The sequence below is a fragment of the Rhizobium sp. LjRoot98 genome (assembly GCF_964252935.1).
GTDB lineage: Bacteria > Pseudomonadota > Alphaproteobacteria > Rhizobiales > Rhizobiaceae > Pararhizobium.
This window is the reverse complement of the sequence record NZ_CAXUPW020000001.1, coordinates 736,852-753,823: the sequence shown is the minus strand read 5'-3', so window position 1 is coordinate 753,823 and position 16,972 is coordinate 736,852. Positions and strand designations below refer to the sequence as shown.

Here is a 16,972-nt window from a genome sequence, read left to right as displayed (position 1 = left end):
CTTTAACGCGGCGGATGCCGCGGGAAACGGAAGTTTGACATGAATGCCGTTCGCCCATCGCCGGAGCAATGGTCCAGTGATCTGGAGTTGATCACGATGGCGGCGAAGGCTGCGGGTGAAAAGGCGATGTCCTACTTCCGCAAGGATCCGGACGTCCAGTGGAAGAACGGCGGCCGCTCGCCTGTCAGCGAGGCGGATTTCGCTGCCAACGATATCCTCAAGGAAAAGCTTCTGGCAGCCCGGCCAAACTATGGCTGGCTGTCGGAGGAAACCGACGATGACGAGGCGAGGCTCGGCTGCGATACCGTCTTCGTTGTCGATCCGATCGATGGCACTCGCGCCTTTATCGCCGGCAAGGATGTCTGGTGCGTCAGCGTCGCTGTCGTGCATCTTGGCCGGCCTGTCGCTGGCGTTCTTTTCGCTCCGGCGCTTGGCGAACTGTTTCAGGCGACAGCGTCGGGCGAGGTGCTGAAGAACGGCGAACCGATTACCGTCAGGCCGATGGGCGCGGAGATGTTGCGGATTGCACTTGCCGAAGAAACCGTCGGCTTGCTGGAGCCCGGCTTCCGGGCCAGCGTGTCGCGCATCCCCCATGTGCCGTCGCTGGCCTACCGGATTGCGATGATCGCCGATGGCCGGATCGACGGCACTGTCGTCAAGAAGAATTCGCATGATTGGGATCTGGCAGCGGCCGATCTGATCCTGGAGCGGGCGGGTGGGGCAGTTTTTAACCTGGACGGACAGCCGCTTTCCTACAATCGCCCCAATGTTCGCCATACGGTCCTGTGTGCGGCGGCAAAGCCTGCATTACCGGCGTTGATTGCCGCGTCACGGGGGCTGGAGGGCCATTGACCTTTCCGGCTGAATGCCGCAAACCACAAGAAAATACGACAAGAAAATTGGAAGGTCTGATGGCTCAGAATTTGGAAACTAAGCAGCGTCTGCATCTGGTGTTCGGCGGTGAACTGACAACGCTGACCGGTGTTGAGTTCCGCGATCTGGAAAAACTCGATGTCGTCGGCATCTACCCTGACTATGACAGTGCCCTCACGGCCTGGAAGTCCAAGGCCCAGTTGACCGTCGACAACGCCCATATGCGCTATTTCATCGTGCACATGCACCGGCTGCTGGATCCGGAACAGGCTTGATGCCAAGGCGTTTTGGGCAGGTAAACCGCGCGGCTGAACGGGCCGCCGCCGCACACGCGGATAGCCTTCGTGGCCGCCGCTGCGCGGGGGGCCTGTCCATATGACCCGTATGCTCGCCCGGCTGGCGCTGTCCAGCTATCGCTGGATCGGCACCGCGGTCTATCCGTTGGTCTGGGGCTACCTCGCCGCCCGGGCCGCCAAGGGCAAGGAAGACAGTGCCCGCCGCCAGGAGCGCTATGGCCATGCCAGCGCACCACGCCCGCAAGGGCCGCTGGTCTGGTTTCATGCGGCCAGCGTCGGCGAAACCACTGCCATCATCCCGCTGATCAATGAAGTCGCGCGCCGCGGCATCTCGGTGGTCTTGACCACGGGTACGAAGACATCGGCGCGCATTGTCGCCGATCGGCTCGGCTCACGCGTCATTCATCAATATGTGCCGCTCGATTTCAAACCGGCTGTCAGCCGGTTCCTCGATTATTGGGAGCCGGATCTGGCAATCATCGCGGAGTCGGAGATCTGGCCGATGACGATGATGGAGCTTGGTCGGCGCCATATTCCACAGGTTCTCGTCAACGGCCGCCTGTCGGACCGGACCTTCGGCCGCTGGAAGAAGCGCCTCTGGCTGGCTGACGCGCTCTTTGAAAACCTGGCGCTTGTCATTGCCCAGTCCGAGGCCGATGCTGAACGCTTCCGCACGCTCGGCGCGCTGCCGGTCATGGTGTCGGGTAATCTGAAGGTCGATACCGATGCGCCGCCGTATGACAACCAGGCGCTGAAGCACTACCGCCAGCAAATTCGTGACCGCAAGACCTGGGCTGCCATCTCCACGTTCGAGGGCGAGGAAAATGCCGCCGGTATCGTTCATCGCGCCCTGAAGGAACGCACCGGCCTCCTGACCATCATTGTACCCCGCCATCCCGAGCGCTGCGATGCGATCGAGGCGATGCTCACGTCCAAGGGGCTGACGGTCGCGCGGCGCACCCGCAACGACCCGATCACGCCGGAAACCGATATCTTTCTCGGAGATACGATCGGGGAGATGGGGCTCTATCTGCGTTTGACCGAGGTTGCCTTTGTCGGCCGCTCGTTGTTTGGCGAAGGCGGGCAGAACCCGCTGGAGCCGGCCATGCTTGGCTGCGCCATCCTTTCGGGCGGCAATGTCCAGAATTTCCGCGATACCTACCAGATGCTCGCCAAGAACGGCAGCGCCAAGATCATCCGTGATGTCGAGATGTTGGCCAAGGGCGTGAATTATCTTCTCGTCAACGACGAGGTTCGTCGCAAGATGATCGATGCCGGGCTCGAAACCGTGCATGAAATGCGCGGAGCGCTGTCGGCGACGATCCGGGGCCTGGAGCCTTATATCAATCCGCTGACGGTGAAGGCGCGGCTGCAGCCACGCGGTGATAACTGACACTTTCTTCCGGTGGGGCATCCATGACGACCGACAAGACCATTTCCGGCATTCTCTTCGACAAGGACGGGACGCTGCTCGACTATGTGAAGAGCTGGGTGCCGGTGAACTATGAAGTCGCCAGCATCGCCGCCAATGGCGACGCCGAACTGGCAAAGCGACTGCTGGTCGCCGGTGGCATGGATCCCGACACCGGCCACGTCCTGCCCGACAGCCTGCTGGCCGCAGGCAATACCGTGGAGATTGCCACCGGCATGGTCGCGGCGGGCGCGCCCTATACGGTTGAGGCACTGACGGTGAAGCTCGACGGACTGTTTTCCAATTCGGCTGGATATGCGGTGCCGGTCACCGATCTCGCCACGTTCTTTGCCAATCTGCATGCCAAGGGCTATCGTCTTGGCGTCGCCTCCAGCGACAATGAACGCTCGATCCGCGAAACCGCCAAGCGTTTCGGTTTCGACGGGTACCTGCACTATGTCGCAGGTTATGACAGCGGGTTCGGCACCAAGCCCCAGCCGGGCATGGTGCACGGTTTCTGCGCGGCGACGGGGCTTGAGCCCCACCAGGTCGCCGTCGTCGGTGATAACAATCACGACCTGCACATGGGCCGCAATGCTGGTGTCGGCCTGACGGTTGCCGTTCTGACTGGCACCGGCTCGCCGCAATCGCTCGCGGCGGCATCGGATCATTGCTTGAACGACATCACCGAACTTGAGACGGTACTGGTCTAACGCCCACCCCAGCCGTCAGCGGAACAGCTGCATCAGCAGTGACGGCGCGTTGTTGGCGATGTTGAGCGCCTGAACCGCCAGCTGGACCTGTGCCTGGACGGCCTTGAGCTTGGTCGAGGCATCGCTCATGTCGGCGTCCACCAGGCGGCCGATACCCTTCTGGATCGTCGCGGTCAGGGTCCTGTTGAAATCCGTCTGCATGTCGATGCGCATGCTGAGCGATCCAAGCGTTGCTGCCCGGTCGGTCAGCGTCTTGTGGATATCGTCATAGCGCTTCAGCAGCAGATCGGTTGCTGTTTCAACGAGATCGGCAGGGACCTCGCCCATATGCGAGGCGCTGAACATATCGTCGGTGCCAAGGCCGATCTGGGTGCGGCCGTTGAAGGCTGGCAGCCATGCGGTGGTCTTGGCCGGGTCCGGGTGCGGCACGCCGCCGGTCATGCCGTCGGCTTGCGGGGTATCGACCAACCCGTTCTGCGCCGACGTGCTGCCGTCGGCGTTCTTGTAGGTGGCAGGGCCGAACACATTGAGGTTGCTGTCGCCATAGATGTTGATGATGCCGACCGTGCCTTTGGTATAGCTTGCAACGATGCCGCCAAAGGCGACATTGGTGTCCGGGGGGCTCATCTCGATATAGTTCAACGTCTTGCCGTTGCCGTCGACATAGCTTTTCTCGGTATAGTGCAGTTCGCCGGGCGCCAGAAGGTTGCGCCCGTTGAATGACGACGACTGCGTCGTCGAGAGAAACTGTTTTTCCAGTTCGTAAATCTCGGCGCTGACCTTGTAGCGATCGACGCCAGGCTCCTTCATCGCCATGATCTTGGTCTTGATCTCGGATGTGATGGAGATCAGGTCCTCCATCCCCTGATAGGACACATCGACCAGCGCGGCACCCAGTTCAAGTGCGTCGATTACGGTGCTCGTGGCCTTGGTGGTGTTGCGCATATCGGTGGCGATCGACCAATAGGCAGCATTGTCGGCGGCTTCCGATATCCGCATGCCGGTGGTGATGACATCCTGCATCTTGGCATGAGTGCTGTCATTATGGCGCAGAATCGCCAAAGCGGCGGTGGCCGCCGAGTTGAAACTTATATTCATTTTTAGATCCGCTACGAAAAACAAGAAAACGGAGGGCACCAAACCTGGTTAATCGAGAGTGCCGTAGTCTGGTTAATACTCGGTATACCGCCTGGGTTGTGGCAGGCGCCGCAGGCATGCTTGGCAGTGCTGCGTCAACAGCCGATCGGGCCTGCTGGTACGCCCGCGGCTTGCAATTCCCGGCGATCTGACGTTTGGTGTCGCGGATCGGGAGTGTTTTCTCTGCTGAGAAAATGTTTTCGATAGGACACGAATTTGCCGCGCAGAAGATTGCGAAAACCGGGAGTGACCGGCCGGCGCGGGAGGCCTGGAAGGACTGATGGTTTCTGATGCACCGCCATTCTGGTGGACAAAAGCGGATTGGCGCGCCTACGGACTCTGGCCGTTTTCCTGGATTTACGGGCGTATTTCCGGCTCGCGCATGGATCACGCGCGGCGCGCATCCGTGCCAGTTCCGGTCATTTGCGTGGGCAATTTCACCGTTGGTGGAGCAGGCAAGACGCCGACCGCAATCGCGCTTGCCCGGGCTGTCCGTCAGCGCGGGTTGAAACCCGGCTTCCTCAGCCGCGGTTATGGCGGTTCGCTTGATGTCACGACCGTGGTCGATCCGGCGCATCACCGGGCCCGCGACGTCGGCGACGAACCGCTGCTTCTCGCCCGCGAGGGGCTGGCCGTGGTTTGCCGCAAACGCGTCGAAGGCGCGCGCCGGCTGGTGGCTGAGGGCGCCGACCTCATCATCATGGACGACGGTTTTCAGAGCGCCCGGCTGACATTCGATTTTTCCCTGCTGGTGATCGATAGCCGCCGTGGCATCGGCAACGGCTTCCTGATCCCTGCCGGTCCTGTGCGGGCGCCGATCCCCCAGCAGATCCGTCATGCCTCCGCGCTGTTGAAGATCGGCAACGGCGATCGCGCCGATGCCCTGATCCGCCGCTCCGCCCGCGCCGGCAAGCAGATTTATGCCGCCAATGTCGAACATCTCGATGATGGTGGGCTGAAGGATGTGCAGGTTTTGGCTTGGGCCGGTATTGCCGATCCGGAAAAATTCTTCCGTACGGTTCGCGAAACGGGGGCGGTCATCGCCGAAACCCGCAGCTTTCCCGATCATCATCATTTTACCGAGGACGAGATCGGCGATCTTCTCGACCATGCCGCCGCCCACGGCTATCAGTTGGTGACCACTGCCAAGGACATGGTGCGACTGGAACCCGGGCATGGACGTGCCGGAGAACTGATGGAAAAAAGCCGGGTGATCGAAGTGGAAGTCCGTTTCGACGATCCCGGATCACCGGCTAAGATCATCGACGCAGCCGTCAACGCGGCCCGCACCCGAAACCTGCGCAAGTCGTAAGCGCAGGCTGCAAGAGGTGATCCGGTAGGAATGAAGCAGATTTACTTCTGGTTTGGCAGGATGCCGGCACGCTTGTCGGCCTCATAGGAGGCTTCGGCGTCGGCATAGGGCTCTTGCCGCGCAACGCTCCAGTAACGCAACTCATCGACGGGGATGACCGCGCCGGTCATCGCGCAGATGACATGCGATCCGGGCAGCACGATCTGGAAGTCGCCGTCGAGATAGCGGATTTTGGCTTCCCGGTTGCTGTTGCCCTCAAATCTGTTCATCGTCCTGCGACCCCGCATCACTTGTCGTCCGCTCTTTGGTGGCGCTGTCTCGACGGGCATCCGGATGAACGCGTCAAGACGAGCGTTCCAGCGTCATCTGTTGTGACCATGCTCTAGCGCGACATTGCCGAGATTTCCAGCGCAATTGACGGACTGGCTGCTTAACTGCGCCCGAACAGCCGTTCGATATCGGAAAGCTTCAGCTCGATATAGGTCGGTCGTCCGTGGTTGCACTGGCCAGAACCGGGCGTCGCCTCCATCTGCCTGAGCAGCGCGTTCATTTCCTCGGGGCGCAGCCGCCGTCCGGAACGCACCGAGCCGTGGCAGGCCATCGTAGCAGCGAGATAATCGAGCCGGCTGGCAAGACCGTTGGCGGTATCCCATTCGGCCAGTTCGTCGGCCAGTTGCCGTACCAGCCCAACCGCATCCATCTCGCCGAGCATGGAAGGTGTCTCGCGGATGGCGATGGCACCCGGGCCGAACCGTTCGATGCCGAGCCCGAGCCTTGAGAATTCGGCCGAATGGCTGATCAACCGGTCGCAATCGTCTTCCGGCAGATCGACGATCTCGGGAATGAGCAGGGCCTGGGCCGGGATCGGCCGCGAATTCAGGCCCTTGCGCAATTCCTCGAACACCAGCCGTTCATGGGCGGCATGCTGATCGACGATGACGAGGCCGTCTTCGGTCTGGGCAACGATGTAGTTTTCGTGCAGCTGTGCCCGCGCCGCACCCAGCGGGTGGGCTTTATCCGGTTGCGGAGCCGCCGCCAGTTCGGGTTCGCTCATTGGGGCGCGAGCGGACGGTATCGCCATTTCGGCAAAGGCTGCCTGCGGCCGTTCGCTGAAGCCATTGGACTCCGAGCCGAAATCCATAGGCCGGTAGGGGGAGGAGGCGGCCGTCCAGTTTGCGTTTTGCCTTTGCGGCTCCGGCCGGAAGGCTCGCATCAGCCCGCTGGCACCGGTGGTCGAAGCCCGGTCGCCATCTTGAGCCAGCGCCTGGCGGATCGCGCCGATGATCAGGCCGCGTATCATTCCCGGATCACGGAAGCGGACGTCGGACTTTGCCGGGTGCACGTTGACATCGACGACATCCGGATCGATCGTCAGTGACAATACGGCCACCGGATAGCGCCCCTGCGGGATGGTCTCGGCATAGGCGGCCCGCAATGCCGACCAGATCAGTTTGTCCTGTACCGGACGGCCATTGACGAAGGCATATTGCTGCAATGAATTGCCACGATTGAAAGTCGGTACTCCGGCAAAGCCGGTCAGCCGCGCGCCCTCGCGCTCGGCATCGATCTCGATCGCATTGTCGCGGAAATCCCGGCCCAGCACCTGGGCGATGCGGGCCAGCCGGTCATCACCGGTAGAAGCGAATTCCAGCGTCGTGCGATCAGAGCCGGACAGCACGAAACGCACCTCCGGAAAGGCGATCGCCATGCGCCGCACGACCTCGGAGATGGCGGATGCTTCCGCCCGTTCGGTCTTCATGAAGTTGAGCCGTGCCGGCGTCGCGAAAAAGAGATCGCGGACTTCGACCACGGTACCCTGGTTGACGGCGGCGGGTTTCACCGGCTGCAGCTTGCCACCGAAAACGCCGATCTCGGCACCGTGGCTGGCACCACCAGGCCGGCTGGTGATCGTCAGCCGGGCAACCGAACCGATCGATGGCAGAGCTTCGCCACGAAACCCGAGCGTGCGGATATCGAGAAGATTGTCATCGAGCTTGGACGTGCAATGGCGACGCACCGCCAGTTCCAGATCGTCCGGCCCCATGCCGCAGCCATTGTCAGTCACCCGCAACAAGGTCTTGCCGCCGCCCGCAGTGGCGATTTCGATACGGGTGGCGCCCGCATCGAGCGCATTCTCGATCAGTTCCTTGGCCGCGCTGGCAGGGCGTTCAATGACCTCACCGGCGGCGATCTGATTGATGAGGGTTTCCGAAAGTTGCTTGATGGCCATGGTCTATTGTCGGGGATTCGGCTGCACATGGAAAGTGTGATCGAGGGTCTATCCCCGGCTGTGTCGAGGTGTAGGCCCCATGACAAATTTAGCCGGGTTTAATCTGGCCTTAATACAAAGCTGCGAGGTTCGGCGACAGCCTGAATGAGCACAGGTTTTGTCATTTGGAGCCTGTGGCGCAGCTGTCCGCCCGGGAACGGAACCCCAGATACGGCCTGATCGGCGCGTTCGTCAGCATGTCCCCGGAAAAAGAAGCCGCCAAGGTTATATGAGGGCTATGCAATGAATGATGTAGCGTCTTTCGGCGCGAACATCCAGAAAACGGTGCTTGAGGCGACGTCTGACGCGCTCGGCTTGGCCATTCTTGTCTGCGACAAGAATGATGAGATTGTTTTTGCCACACGCCCCATTCTCCAGTTCTATCCCATTCCGGCGCATTTTCTGGAGGCTGGAACACGGCTGAAGGATTTTCTCGGCGCGATCTTCGATTCCGGCGTTCGCAGCGGCACGGCGCCCGAGAGCAGCCGCCGCCATGCCAATCGTGAGGAATGGATTTCCGAACATCTGTCGCACCATTGGCGCGAGCGTTTCGATGTGGTCGAACGCATCGGCCGCCACCGCTGGATCAACGTGCGCACGCGGCGCTTGTCGAACGGTCTCGGCATCGTCGCAATCAACGATGTTTCCGAGCAGAAAAAGCGCGACGAGCAGATGCAGCTCGATATGGAACGCGTCGAACTGACCGAGGGCATTCTCGATTGCCTGCCCAACCCGCTCTGCGTGAAAGATCGCAACCTCAGCTATATCGCCGTCAACAAGGCCTTCTGTGACCTCCACGGCATGACCCCGGACGCCATCCTTGGTCGGTCCGTCTGGGATCTTCTCGAGCCGGATCTGGCCGAAAAATTCGAACGCTCCGACCGCGTAACGCTGGAGAGCGGCGTTATCCATTGCCAGCCGGAGCAGATTGTGAAGGCGGATGGCGAGGATCTCTGGGTCGTCACCCGCAAGTTCCGTGTCGGCGATCCCGGCAAACATCTGCTGGTCACCTGCATGAACGACGTGACCGATCTGGTCGTGGGATATGACGGGCTGGATGGCATCACGTCCGGCCGGTCGCCGTTGCAAGTCAAGGATTACAGCACCTTTGCCCCGGCGCAGAATTGCTACGACCCCTTCCGCTCGATTGACATGCAGCATCTGGTCGAGGCGGGTGCCATCATCGACCCCGACATGAGGGGCAGGCAGAAAATCCTCTTGATGACGGCCGCCGCTGCTCTTGAAATCAACCTGGTGCCGCAGCTGCGCCGCTGGGGTTTTGATGCCTGCGCGGTCAGAAACGCCACTGAGCTTGCAGCGTTCAAGGATGCGTGTACAGCGCGCGGGATCACGATCGATGCCCTTCTGATCGACGGCACGATGGCCCATGCACTGGCGACGCTTGCGAACTGGACGGTGTCTCCCTCCCTGTTGATCGCCAAGGATTGGAAAGCCGTCGAATTGCGCGCCAGCATTACGGCGTTATGCGAACACGGCATCGGCGCGTTGCCGTCGGTGGAAGCCGAAGGCCCTGCCGATTGGGATATTATTGTGCCGGAAGCCAACCTGACCGGCCGGCCCATGCCGGAAGTCGAAGTCGTGGTCGCCGAGGACAACGAAATCAACCAGTTCGTCTTTGCCCAGATTCTCGAAGGGATCGGCATATCCTATCGTATCGCCGCCAACGGCGAGGAGGCCGTCAAGCTGTGGCAGCAATACCGGCCGAACCTTGTGCTGATGGACGTCTCGATGCCGGTGATGAATGGATTTGACGCGACACGCGCCATCCGCGCTCTTGAGAAAAATGCAGTGTTCCAGACGCCCATCATCGCCGTCACGGCGCAGGCGCTCGACATCGATATAGAACAAAGCAAGCTGGCCGGTATGGATGACTATATCACCAAGCCGATCAGCCCAGACATGATCGAGGCCGTGTACCGCAAGTTCGTCAACGCGAAAGCTGAACGCATGGCGGGGTAACCGCTCACCAAGTTTGCAATCTCTAAAATAAGGCGGGAAAGCTAAGCAAAAGCACGGGTTTGAACCATATTTATGTCAACTCCCTAGAATTAGGGAGAAGGATGCGGAAAGAGGGCAAGAGGCGCTTTCGAAATTTTAACTCTCCATGCCCATCGTCTGTTCCTGAGACTGCCTGAATCCAAATCCTGGGAATGCGTTTATGAATTCTGCTGAAACACCGTCTCAGCACATCAGCCGGAATGATTTGCATGCAATGGCTTATACCGATCCGCTGACCGGGCTGGGCAATTCCTACAGACTGCGTGACAAGGTGCGTGAAATCGCCGCCGATCGCGCCAGCGATCCCGCGCCCTTCACGATCGGCCTTGCCAATCTCGACGGATTCAAGCCTATCAACGATCTCTTCGGTCCCAATGCCGGCGATGAAATCCTGTGCCAGGTGGCAAGCCGCCTTCTGGCCTGTGTACCGGATGGAGCAACCGTCATCCGCGCTGGCGGCGACGAATTCGCCTTCGTCTTGCCGCTGGTCTTCGAGCGCAAGGCTGCCGAAAAGATCGGCCAGATGCTGAAAGAGGTTTTGTCGGCCCCCTTTGATCTGGGCGAGCGCAATGTTCGCCTGTCCGCATCCTTCGGATTCGCCGTTTATCCGTTCGCCGGTGAGGAATTCGAGGACCTCTTGAAAAGCGCCGATACGGCGCTCTACCGTTCCAAACGTCGCGGCCGTGGCCAGATCACCGTCTATTCCCAGGAAATCGCCCAGGAGATGAAACGCGCGACGCAGCTGGAGCAGGCGCTGCGCAATGCAATCATCGCCGATGAGGTCGATGTGCATTTTCAGCCGATCGTCAATTTGAAGACTGAAATGGTGGTGGGTTTCGAAGCGCTCGCCCGCTGGTGTGATCCGGATCTGGGCTATGTCTCTCCCGCCGTTTTCGTGCCGCTCGCCGAAGAGCGCGGCTTCATCGATTCCCTGTCCGAGACCCTGCTGCGCAAGGCGGCAGAGACGGCACTGCTCTGGCCGAAGGAGCTGTTTTTATCCTTCAATCTGTCGTCGGCGCAGCTGATGGACCCGATGACTGCCAGCAATGTCTTGTCGATCATCCAGCGTGCGGGGCTTGATCCGCGTCGGCTTGAGCTCGAAATCACCGAGACCGCTGTCATGACCGATGCGGATGTTGCCCAGAGGATCGTCACCGAACTGCGCGCCGCAGGCGTTCGCATCTCGCTCGACGATTTCGGCACAGGACAATCGAGCCTGGGGCGCCTGCGGGATTTTTCTTTCGACAAGGTCAAGGTCGATCGCGCCTTTGTCTCACGCATCTCCGCCGACCGCGCGTCCGAGCATATCGTCAAGGCAATCATCGCCATGTGCGATGGCCTCAATCTCGAAGTCGTCGCCGAAGGGATTGAGGATTTCTCCGAGGCGCTGAAGCTCAAAGGTCTTGGCTGCGGCATGGGGCAGGGTTATTTCTACGGCAAGCCGGCCGATTCCGTCACGACGCTGCGCTACCTCGCCGAAAAATATCAGGAAACCAGCCCGTCGCTCTCCGTCGCGGTCTGAACCGCGCTACGCTTCCCGTTCCTGGCGCCCTTCCTCCAGCAGCCAATCGCGCACCCGGCGCGCCTGCTGGTTGAGTTCGCGTGAGCGCGGCCAGACGACGTAGAACGCCAGATCCGTCTTCAGCACATGATTGCCGACCGGAACCAGCGCGCCAGAACGGACCTGCCGCTCGATCAGATGGTTCCATCCAAGCGCGACGCCTTCGCCGGCCAGCACCGCCTGGATCACCAGGACATAGTCGTTCAGCGTCAACCGCCGTGCCTTGGTGGGGTAGGAAACGCCAGCACTGGCAAACCATTCCTGCCAGCTATAGGCCTGCCTGACTGGTTCTTCGAGATGGATCAGCGGATGTTTCAGAAGATCGGCCGGCCGTTGCGGCATGCCGTTTGCCTCGACGAAGGCGGGCGATGCTACCGCGCAGATCACCTCGGGCGCTAAAAGTGCCGTATGGTAGCGCGGCCAGTTGACGGGGTCACCACCGCCGCGAATGGCAAGCGGGATCGGCTCTTCCTCAAGGTCGAGATCACGCACACTGGTCTGGATGCGCAGGTCGATCTCGGGCAGGTCTTCACGCAGTTTCGTCAGCCGTGGCAGCATCCACATCGAGGCAAAGGCCGTGGAGGCGGCAAGCGTCACATTGGTCTCGCGCCGCTTGGCACGGATTTCTTCGGCCGATTTCTGGATGCGCGACAGTCCGAGCGACACGTCGGCATGGAACTTTTCGCCCGCCTCCGTCAATTGCACCGCGCGATGAACCCGGTGAAACAACGGCACCCCGAGTTGCTCCTCCAGGCCGCGAATGGCGTAGGAAACGGCGGCCTGCGTCATCGCCAGCTCATTGGCGGCACGCGTGAAGTTCTGATGCCGCCCGGCCGCCTCAAAGACGATCAGACTGGACGCAGAAGGCAGCAGGCGGCGCAGGGTTTCCATAAATCCAGCTTATATCATGTCTCCAATTTTTCCAGCGTTACACTGATCTTTTTCACAGCTAGCCTCGACTGAGAAAAGGGGAGGCTTATGATGGAAACGCTTGTGGCTAACGAAGCAGAACCGGCAAGACGCTCACGCTCGTCCCGCCCCGCGCGGCGCGACAATTCTGCCAGGATCACGGGCGTTCCCTATATCGCCCGCAATATCCCGACCTACGATATCCTCAGCGAAGAAAACCTTCAGAAGATCGAGCGGGTCGCCGATCGTATCCTGTCCGAGGTTGGCATCGAGTTCCGCGACGATCCCGCATCGATCGACCACTGGAAGCGGGCAGGGGCGAAGGTCGATGGTCTGCTTGTCCGCTTCGAGCCCGGCATGCTGAACGAAATCGTGTCGACCGCACCCGCCCAGTTCACCCAGCACGCCCGCAATCCCGCCCATAATGTCGAGATCGGCGGCAGGAATGTTGTCTTCTCCCCGGCCTATGGCTCGCCCTTCGTCATGGACCTCGACAAGGGCCGCCGTTACGGCACGCTGGAAGATTTCCGCAATTTCATCAAGCTCGCCCAGTCGAGCCCCTGGCTGCACCATTCCGGCGGTACGATCTGCGAGCCGGTCGATGTGCCGGTCAATAAGCGCCATCTCGACATGGTCTACAGCCATATCAAATATTCCGATCGCGCCTTCATGGGGTCGATCACCGCTGAAGACCGGGCGGAGGATTCGATCGACATGGCGCGGATCGTCTTCGGCCGTGATTTCGTCGATCAGAACTGCGTCATCCTTGGCAATGTCAACGTCAACTCGCCGCTCGTCTGGGATGGCACCATGACGAAATCGCTGCGCGCCTATGCCCGTGCCAATCAGGCTGCCGTCATCGTGCCGTTCATTCTCGGTGGCGCCATGGGGCCGGTCACCAATGCTGGGGCGATTGCCCAGTCTTACGCTGAGACGCTGGCCGGCTGTGCGTTGACCCAATTGGAGCGCAAGGGCGCGCCGGTGATCTTCGGCAATTTCCTGTCGTCCATGTCGCTGCGCTCGGGTTCGCCGACTTTCGGCACGCCGGAACCGGCCATCGGCTCGATGGTGATCGGCCAACTCGCCCGGCGGCTGAAATTGCCGCTGCGCTGTGCCGGCAATTTCTCCAATTCGAAGCTGCCGGATGCACAGGCAATGCAGGAAGGCGTCATGTCTATGCTGTCTGCCGTGCATTGCGGCGCCAACTTCATCCTGCATTCGGCAGGCTTCCTCGATGGACTGCTCGCCATGTCCTACGAGAAATTCGTGATGGACACGGATTTTTGCGGCGCATTGCATTCCTACCTCGCGGGTGTCGTGGTGGACGACAATACGCTGGCGATGGACGCGTTCCTGCAGGTCGGCCCTGGCAGTCATTTTCTCGGCTGCGACCACACGATGCGTAATTATCAAACCGCATTCTGGGATTCCGCTCTCTCCGACAACGAGCCGTTTGAAAAATGGAGCGAGGAGGGCGGCTCGACCGACATGGCGGCGCGCGCCAACAAGCGCTGGAAAAAGACGCTGGCCGAATACGAAGCGCCGCCGCTGGACGTGGCAATCGACGAGGCGCTGGACGACTATATGACAAGACGCAAGAGCAGCATGGCCGATGCCTGGTATTGATACCGGGCATCTCTCTTCCCGGGAAAACAGAATGACCTCGACGAAAGATCCGTTGCTCCAGCCCTATCAGCTCAGGCATCTGACATTGAAAAACCGGATCATGTCGACCTCACATGAGCCGGCCTATTCCGAAGACGGCATGCCGAAGGACCGCTACCGGCTCTATCATCTCGAAAAGGCCAAGGGCGGCATCGCGCTGACCATGACGGCGGGTTCGGCGATCGTCTCGGAGGATTCGCCGCCGGCCTTTGGCAATCTCTATGCCTATTCCGATGAGATCGTGACATGGCTGAAGAAAATTGCCGACGACTGTCATGAGCACGGCGCCGCCGTGATGATCCAGCTTACCCATCTGGGCCGCCGCACCGGCTGGAACAAGGGCGACTGGCTGCCGGTGCTGTCGCCGTCACCCGTGCGCGAAGCCGCCCATCGGGCGTTTCCAAAGGAGATCGAGGATTGGGATATCGAGCGCATCGTTGGCGATTATGCGAGCGCCGCTCAGCGCATGCAGGCGGCAGGGCTGGATGGCATCGAGTTCGAAGCCTACGGCCATCTGATGGATGGTTTCTGGTCTCCCGCCACCAACCATCGCGACGATGAATTTGGCGGTTCGCTGGATAACCGCATGCGCTTTTCCGACATGGTTCTCGATGCGGTGCGCAAGGCTGTCGGCCCGGATTTCATCGTCGGTATCCGCATGGTGGCGGATGAACAATGGGATATCGGCCTCTCGCGCGAGGAAGGCGTCGCGATCGCCAAACGGCTGGCCGGGTCCGGCAAGGTCGATTTCCTCAACATCATCCGCGGTCATATCGATCACGATGCGCATCTGACCAATGTTATCCCGATCCAGGGCATGGTCGCATCGCCGCATCTGGATTTCGCAGGCGAGGTTCGCACCGCCACCAAATTCCCGGTCTTCCACGCCGCCCGCATTGCCGATGTCGCGACCGCCCGCCATGCGATCGCCGAAGGCAAACTCGATATGGTGGGCATGACGCGCGCCCATATCGCCGATCCGCATATCGTCAAGAAAATCATCGAAGGCCGCGAAAACCAGATCCGCCCATGCGTCGGCGCCACGTATTGTCTTGATCGCATTTACGAGGGCGGCGGTGCGCTCTGTATTCACAATGCGGCGACCGGCCGTGAGGCAACCATCCCGCATGTGATTTCGAAGACAACCGGACCTCTGCGGAAAGCCGTCGTGGTCGGAGCGGGGCCGGCGGGACTTGAGGCCGCGCGGGTTCTGGCGGAGCGTGGTCATTCCGTAGAAGTGCTCGAGGCGACCGGGGAGGCCGGGGGCCAGATCCTGCTCGCAGCCCGCAATCCGCGCCGCAAGGAAATGATCGGCATCGTCGACTGGCGGCTATCCGAGCTGGAGCGTCTCGGCGTTCCTATTCATTATAATGTCTTTGCCGAAGCTGAGGATATTCTGGAGCGAAAGCCGGATCTGGTGGTCATCGCCACCGGCGGCATCGCACAAAATCCGGTTCTCGAAGCAGGCGACAATCTGGTGGTTTCCAGCTGGGATATCATCGCCGGTGCTATCAACCCGGAAGGTCCTGTCCTGCTTTACGATGACAATGGCGCCCATACCGGCATGACAGCGGCGGAGTTGATTGCGGCAAGTGGTGCCGAACTGGAGATCGTCTCCCCGGAACGCATGTTTGCCCCGGAAATCGGCGGCATGAACCATGTTCCCTATGCCAAGGCATTTGCCGAAAAGAATGTCCGGGTGACGATCAATACAAGGCTGAAATCGGTGCGCCGCGAGGGCAACCAATTGGTTGCTGTGCTTGGCTCTGACTATTCGGAAAGGGCCGCGGTCGAACGGCGGGTGGCGCAGGTCGTGGTCGAACACGGAACCCTGCCGATGGCCGACCTCTATCTCGCGCTGAAGCCGCTGTCGCGCAATCTCGGTGCGGTGGACTACAAGGCGCTGATCCGCCAGGAAAATCCGATCAAGACTCGTAATCCGGACGGGGAGTTCGATCTTTTCCGCATCGGCGACGCCGTTGCCAGCCGCAATATTCACGCGGGCATCTATGACGCGCTACGGTACGGGGTACTGTTCTAAACAGAAACGGCGGCGCTTTCGCACCGCCGTTTCGCCTCACCCAGCCCTCTACGGGATTACGGGTTGGTCGCAGGCTGTTCAGCCGGCTTCATTGCAGGATCCGCTGCCGGAGCCGTTGACGACGTGGTTGTCGTATCAACCGGCGTATTGGCATTCTGTTCAGCTACCTGCTGCGACTTGGTCTTGAATTCCGGCGCTGCCTTCAGCGTATCGGCGGTTTCCGCCGTGGTCAGCTTCAGGTCGTCGGAGTTCGGTACATCGGCAACCGTAATCGTATCCAGCGGAACGGCGACGTTCTTTTCACCGATCCCCAGGAAGCCACCAACGCCGATGACAGCCGCTTCGACCGAGCCGTCCTTGGTGAAGATCACGTCATTGATCTCACCGATGCTTTCATCCGAAGCATTGTAGACGGACTGGCCGATATAGGTGCTGGCCGCAATCTGGTCTGCTCCCTGTTCGGTCAGGTAACCGGAACCTGCGGCTGGCGTGGTTGCGGCCGCCTGGTCCATCGGCTTCTTCATCGCGTCAGCCGGCTGCTCGGTGCCGCTCATTGGCGTTTCCATGGTCTGCGGCTGAGCCGACGGCTGTGTTGTTTCCTGAGCAAAACTCATGGGTGCGAATACGGTGACGCCAGCAAAAAGTGCACCTGCGGCGACGGAAGCTACGAGTTTCTTGGTCATTGTAAACCTACCTTTTCGTTCTCTTTGTCGATCAAAGCGCGGGGTTCAAATCCTTGCCGCCGCACCGGTGATGCAAACACAAC

General features: G+C 60.5%; 14 protein-coding genes. 9 read left to right on the top strand and 5 right to left on the bottom strand.

Features of this window, described 5'->3' with window-relative positions; translation table 11 throughout:
- Window positions 1–39: 39 nt before the first annotated feature.
- The 4 genes from ACSQ3J_RS03725 (at window position 40) to ACSQ3J_RS03710 (ending at window position 3,293) form a co-directional block, all read left to right on the top strand.
- Entirely contained in the window at window positions 40–852 is an 813-nt protein-coding gene (locus ACSQ3J_RS03725; protein ID WP_060504758.1) for a 3'(2'),5'-bisphosphate nucleotidase CysQ, read from the top strand.
- A gap of 59 nt (window positions 853–911) precedes the next feature.
- The gene (locus ACSQ3J_RS03720; RefSeq protein WP_060504759.1) at window positions 912–1,148 is read left to right on the top strand and encodes a DUF4170 domain-containing protein; all 237 of its coding nucleotides are present in this window, start codon (window positions 912–914) and stop codon (window positions 1,146–1,148) included.
- A 100-nt stretch (window positions 1,149–1,248) separates the two neighbouring features.
- Window positions 1,249–2,562 carry a lipid IV(A) 3-deoxy-D-manno-octulosonic acid transferase gene (gene waaA / locus ACSQ3J_RS03715; RefSeq protein WP_060504760.1) on the top strand — a complete coding sequence of 438 codons (1,314 nt, stop codon included), beginning with the start codon at window positions 1,249–1,251 and terminating at the stop codon, window positions 2,560–2,562.
- A gap of 23 nt (window positions 2,563–2,585) precedes the next feature.
- Window positions 2,586–3,293, top strand: coding sequence for an HAD family hydrolase (locus ACSQ3J_RS03710; RefSeq protein ID WP_060504761.1), 708 nt, complete (start codon window positions 2,586–2,588; stop codon window positions 3,291–3,293).
- A 15-nt stretch (window positions 3,294–3,308) separates the two neighbouring features.
- On the opposite strand, the gene ACSQ3J_RS03705 is transcribed toward ACSQ3J_RS03710, so the two are convergent.
- Window positions 3,309–4,391, bottom strand: a complete 1,083-nt coding sequence (locus tag ACSQ3J_RS03705; protein ID WP_060504762.1) for a flagellin — start codon at window positions 4,389–4,391, stop codon at window positions 3,309–3,311.
- 319 nt (window positions 4,392–4,710) lie between these two features.
- Between ACSQ3J_RS03705 and lpxK the strand changes: the two genes are divergently transcribed.
- On the top strand, window positions 4,711–5,742 hold the full coding sequence (lpxK, locus tag ACSQ3J_RS03700) for a tetraacyldisaccharide 4'-kinase (RefSeq protein WP_436038662.1): 1,032 nt from the start codon (window positions 4,711–4,713) through the stop codon (window positions 5,740–5,742).
- A 41-nt stretch (window positions 5,743–5,783) separates the two neighbouring features.
- Here the strand turns inward: lpxK and ACSQ3J_RS03695 are convergent, their stop codons facing one another.
- Both ACSQ3J_RS03695 and mutL read right to left on the bottom strand, forming a co-directional pair.
- On the bottom strand, window positions 5,784–6,011 hold the full coding sequence (locus ACSQ3J_RS03695; RefSeq protein ID WP_060504764.1) for a DUF2093 domain-containing protein: 228 nt from the start codon (window positions 6,009–6,011) through the stop codon (window positions 5,784–5,786).
- A 161-nt stretch (window positions 6,012–6,172) separates the two neighbouring features.
- Window positions 6,173–7,972, bottom strand: a complete 1,800-nt coding sequence (gene mutL, locus ACSQ3J_RS03690; RefSeq protein ID WP_060504765.1) for a DNA mismatch repair endonuclease MutL — start codon at window positions 7,970–7,972, stop codon at window positions 6,173–6,175.
- 282 nt (window positions 7,973–8,254) lie between these two features.
- Between mutL and ACSQ3J_RS03685 the strand changes: the two genes are divergently transcribed.
- Both ACSQ3J_RS03685 and ACSQ3J_RS03680 read left to right on the top strand, forming a co-directional pair.
- Entirely contained in the window at window positions 8,255–9,991 is a 1,737-nt protein-coding gene (locus ACSQ3J_RS03685) for a response regulator (protein WP_436038661.1), read from the top strand.
- Between the two features lie 199 nt (window positions 9,992–10,190).
- Complete coding sequence (locus ACSQ3J_RS03680) at window positions 10,191–11,552, top strand: putative bifunctional diguanylate cyclase/phosphodiesterase (RefSeq protein ID WP_436038660.1); 1,362 nt, start codon at window positions 10,191–10,193, stop codon at window positions 11,550–11,552.
- Between the two features lie 6 nt (window positions 11,553–11,558).
- On the opposite strand, the gene ACSQ3J_RS03675 is transcribed toward ACSQ3J_RS03680, so the two are convergent.
- A complete protein-coding gene (locus ACSQ3J_RS03675; protein ID WP_436038659.1) occupies window positions 11,559–12,482 on the bottom strand; it encodes a LysR substrate-binding domain-containing protein in 924 nt (307 codons plus the stop codon).
- Between the two features lie 90 nt (window positions 12,483–12,572).
- On the opposite strand from ACSQ3J_RS03675, the gene ACSQ3J_RS03670 reads away from it, so the two are divergent.
- Together ACSQ3J_RS03670 and ACSQ3J_RS03665 are read left to right on the top strand one after the other, a co-directional pair.
- The gene (locus tag ACSQ3J_RS03670) at window positions 12,573–14,126 is read left to right on the top strand and encodes a trimethylamine methyltransferase family protein (RefSeq protein ID WP_436038965.1); all 1,554 of its coding nucleotides are present in this window, start codon (window positions 12,573–12,575) and stop codon (window positions 14,124–14,126) included.
- A 31-nt stretch (window positions 14,127–14,157) separates the two neighbouring features.
- On the top strand, window positions 14,158–16,206 hold the full coding sequence (locus ACSQ3J_RS03665) for an FAD-dependent oxidoreductase (protein ID WP_436038658.1): 2,049 nt from the start codon (window positions 14,158–14,160) through the stop codon (window positions 16,204–16,206).
- Window positions 16,207–16,262: 56 nt separating this feature from the next.
- Here the strand turns inward: ACSQ3J_RS03665 and ACSQ3J_RS03660 are convergent, their stop codons facing one another.
- Window positions 16,263–16,889, bottom strand: coding sequence for a PRC-barrel domain-containing protein (locus ACSQ3J_RS03660; protein WP_060504771.1), 627 nt, complete (start codon window positions 16,887–16,889; stop codon window positions 16,263–16,265).
- Window positions 16,890–16,972: the final 83 nt, after the last annotated feature.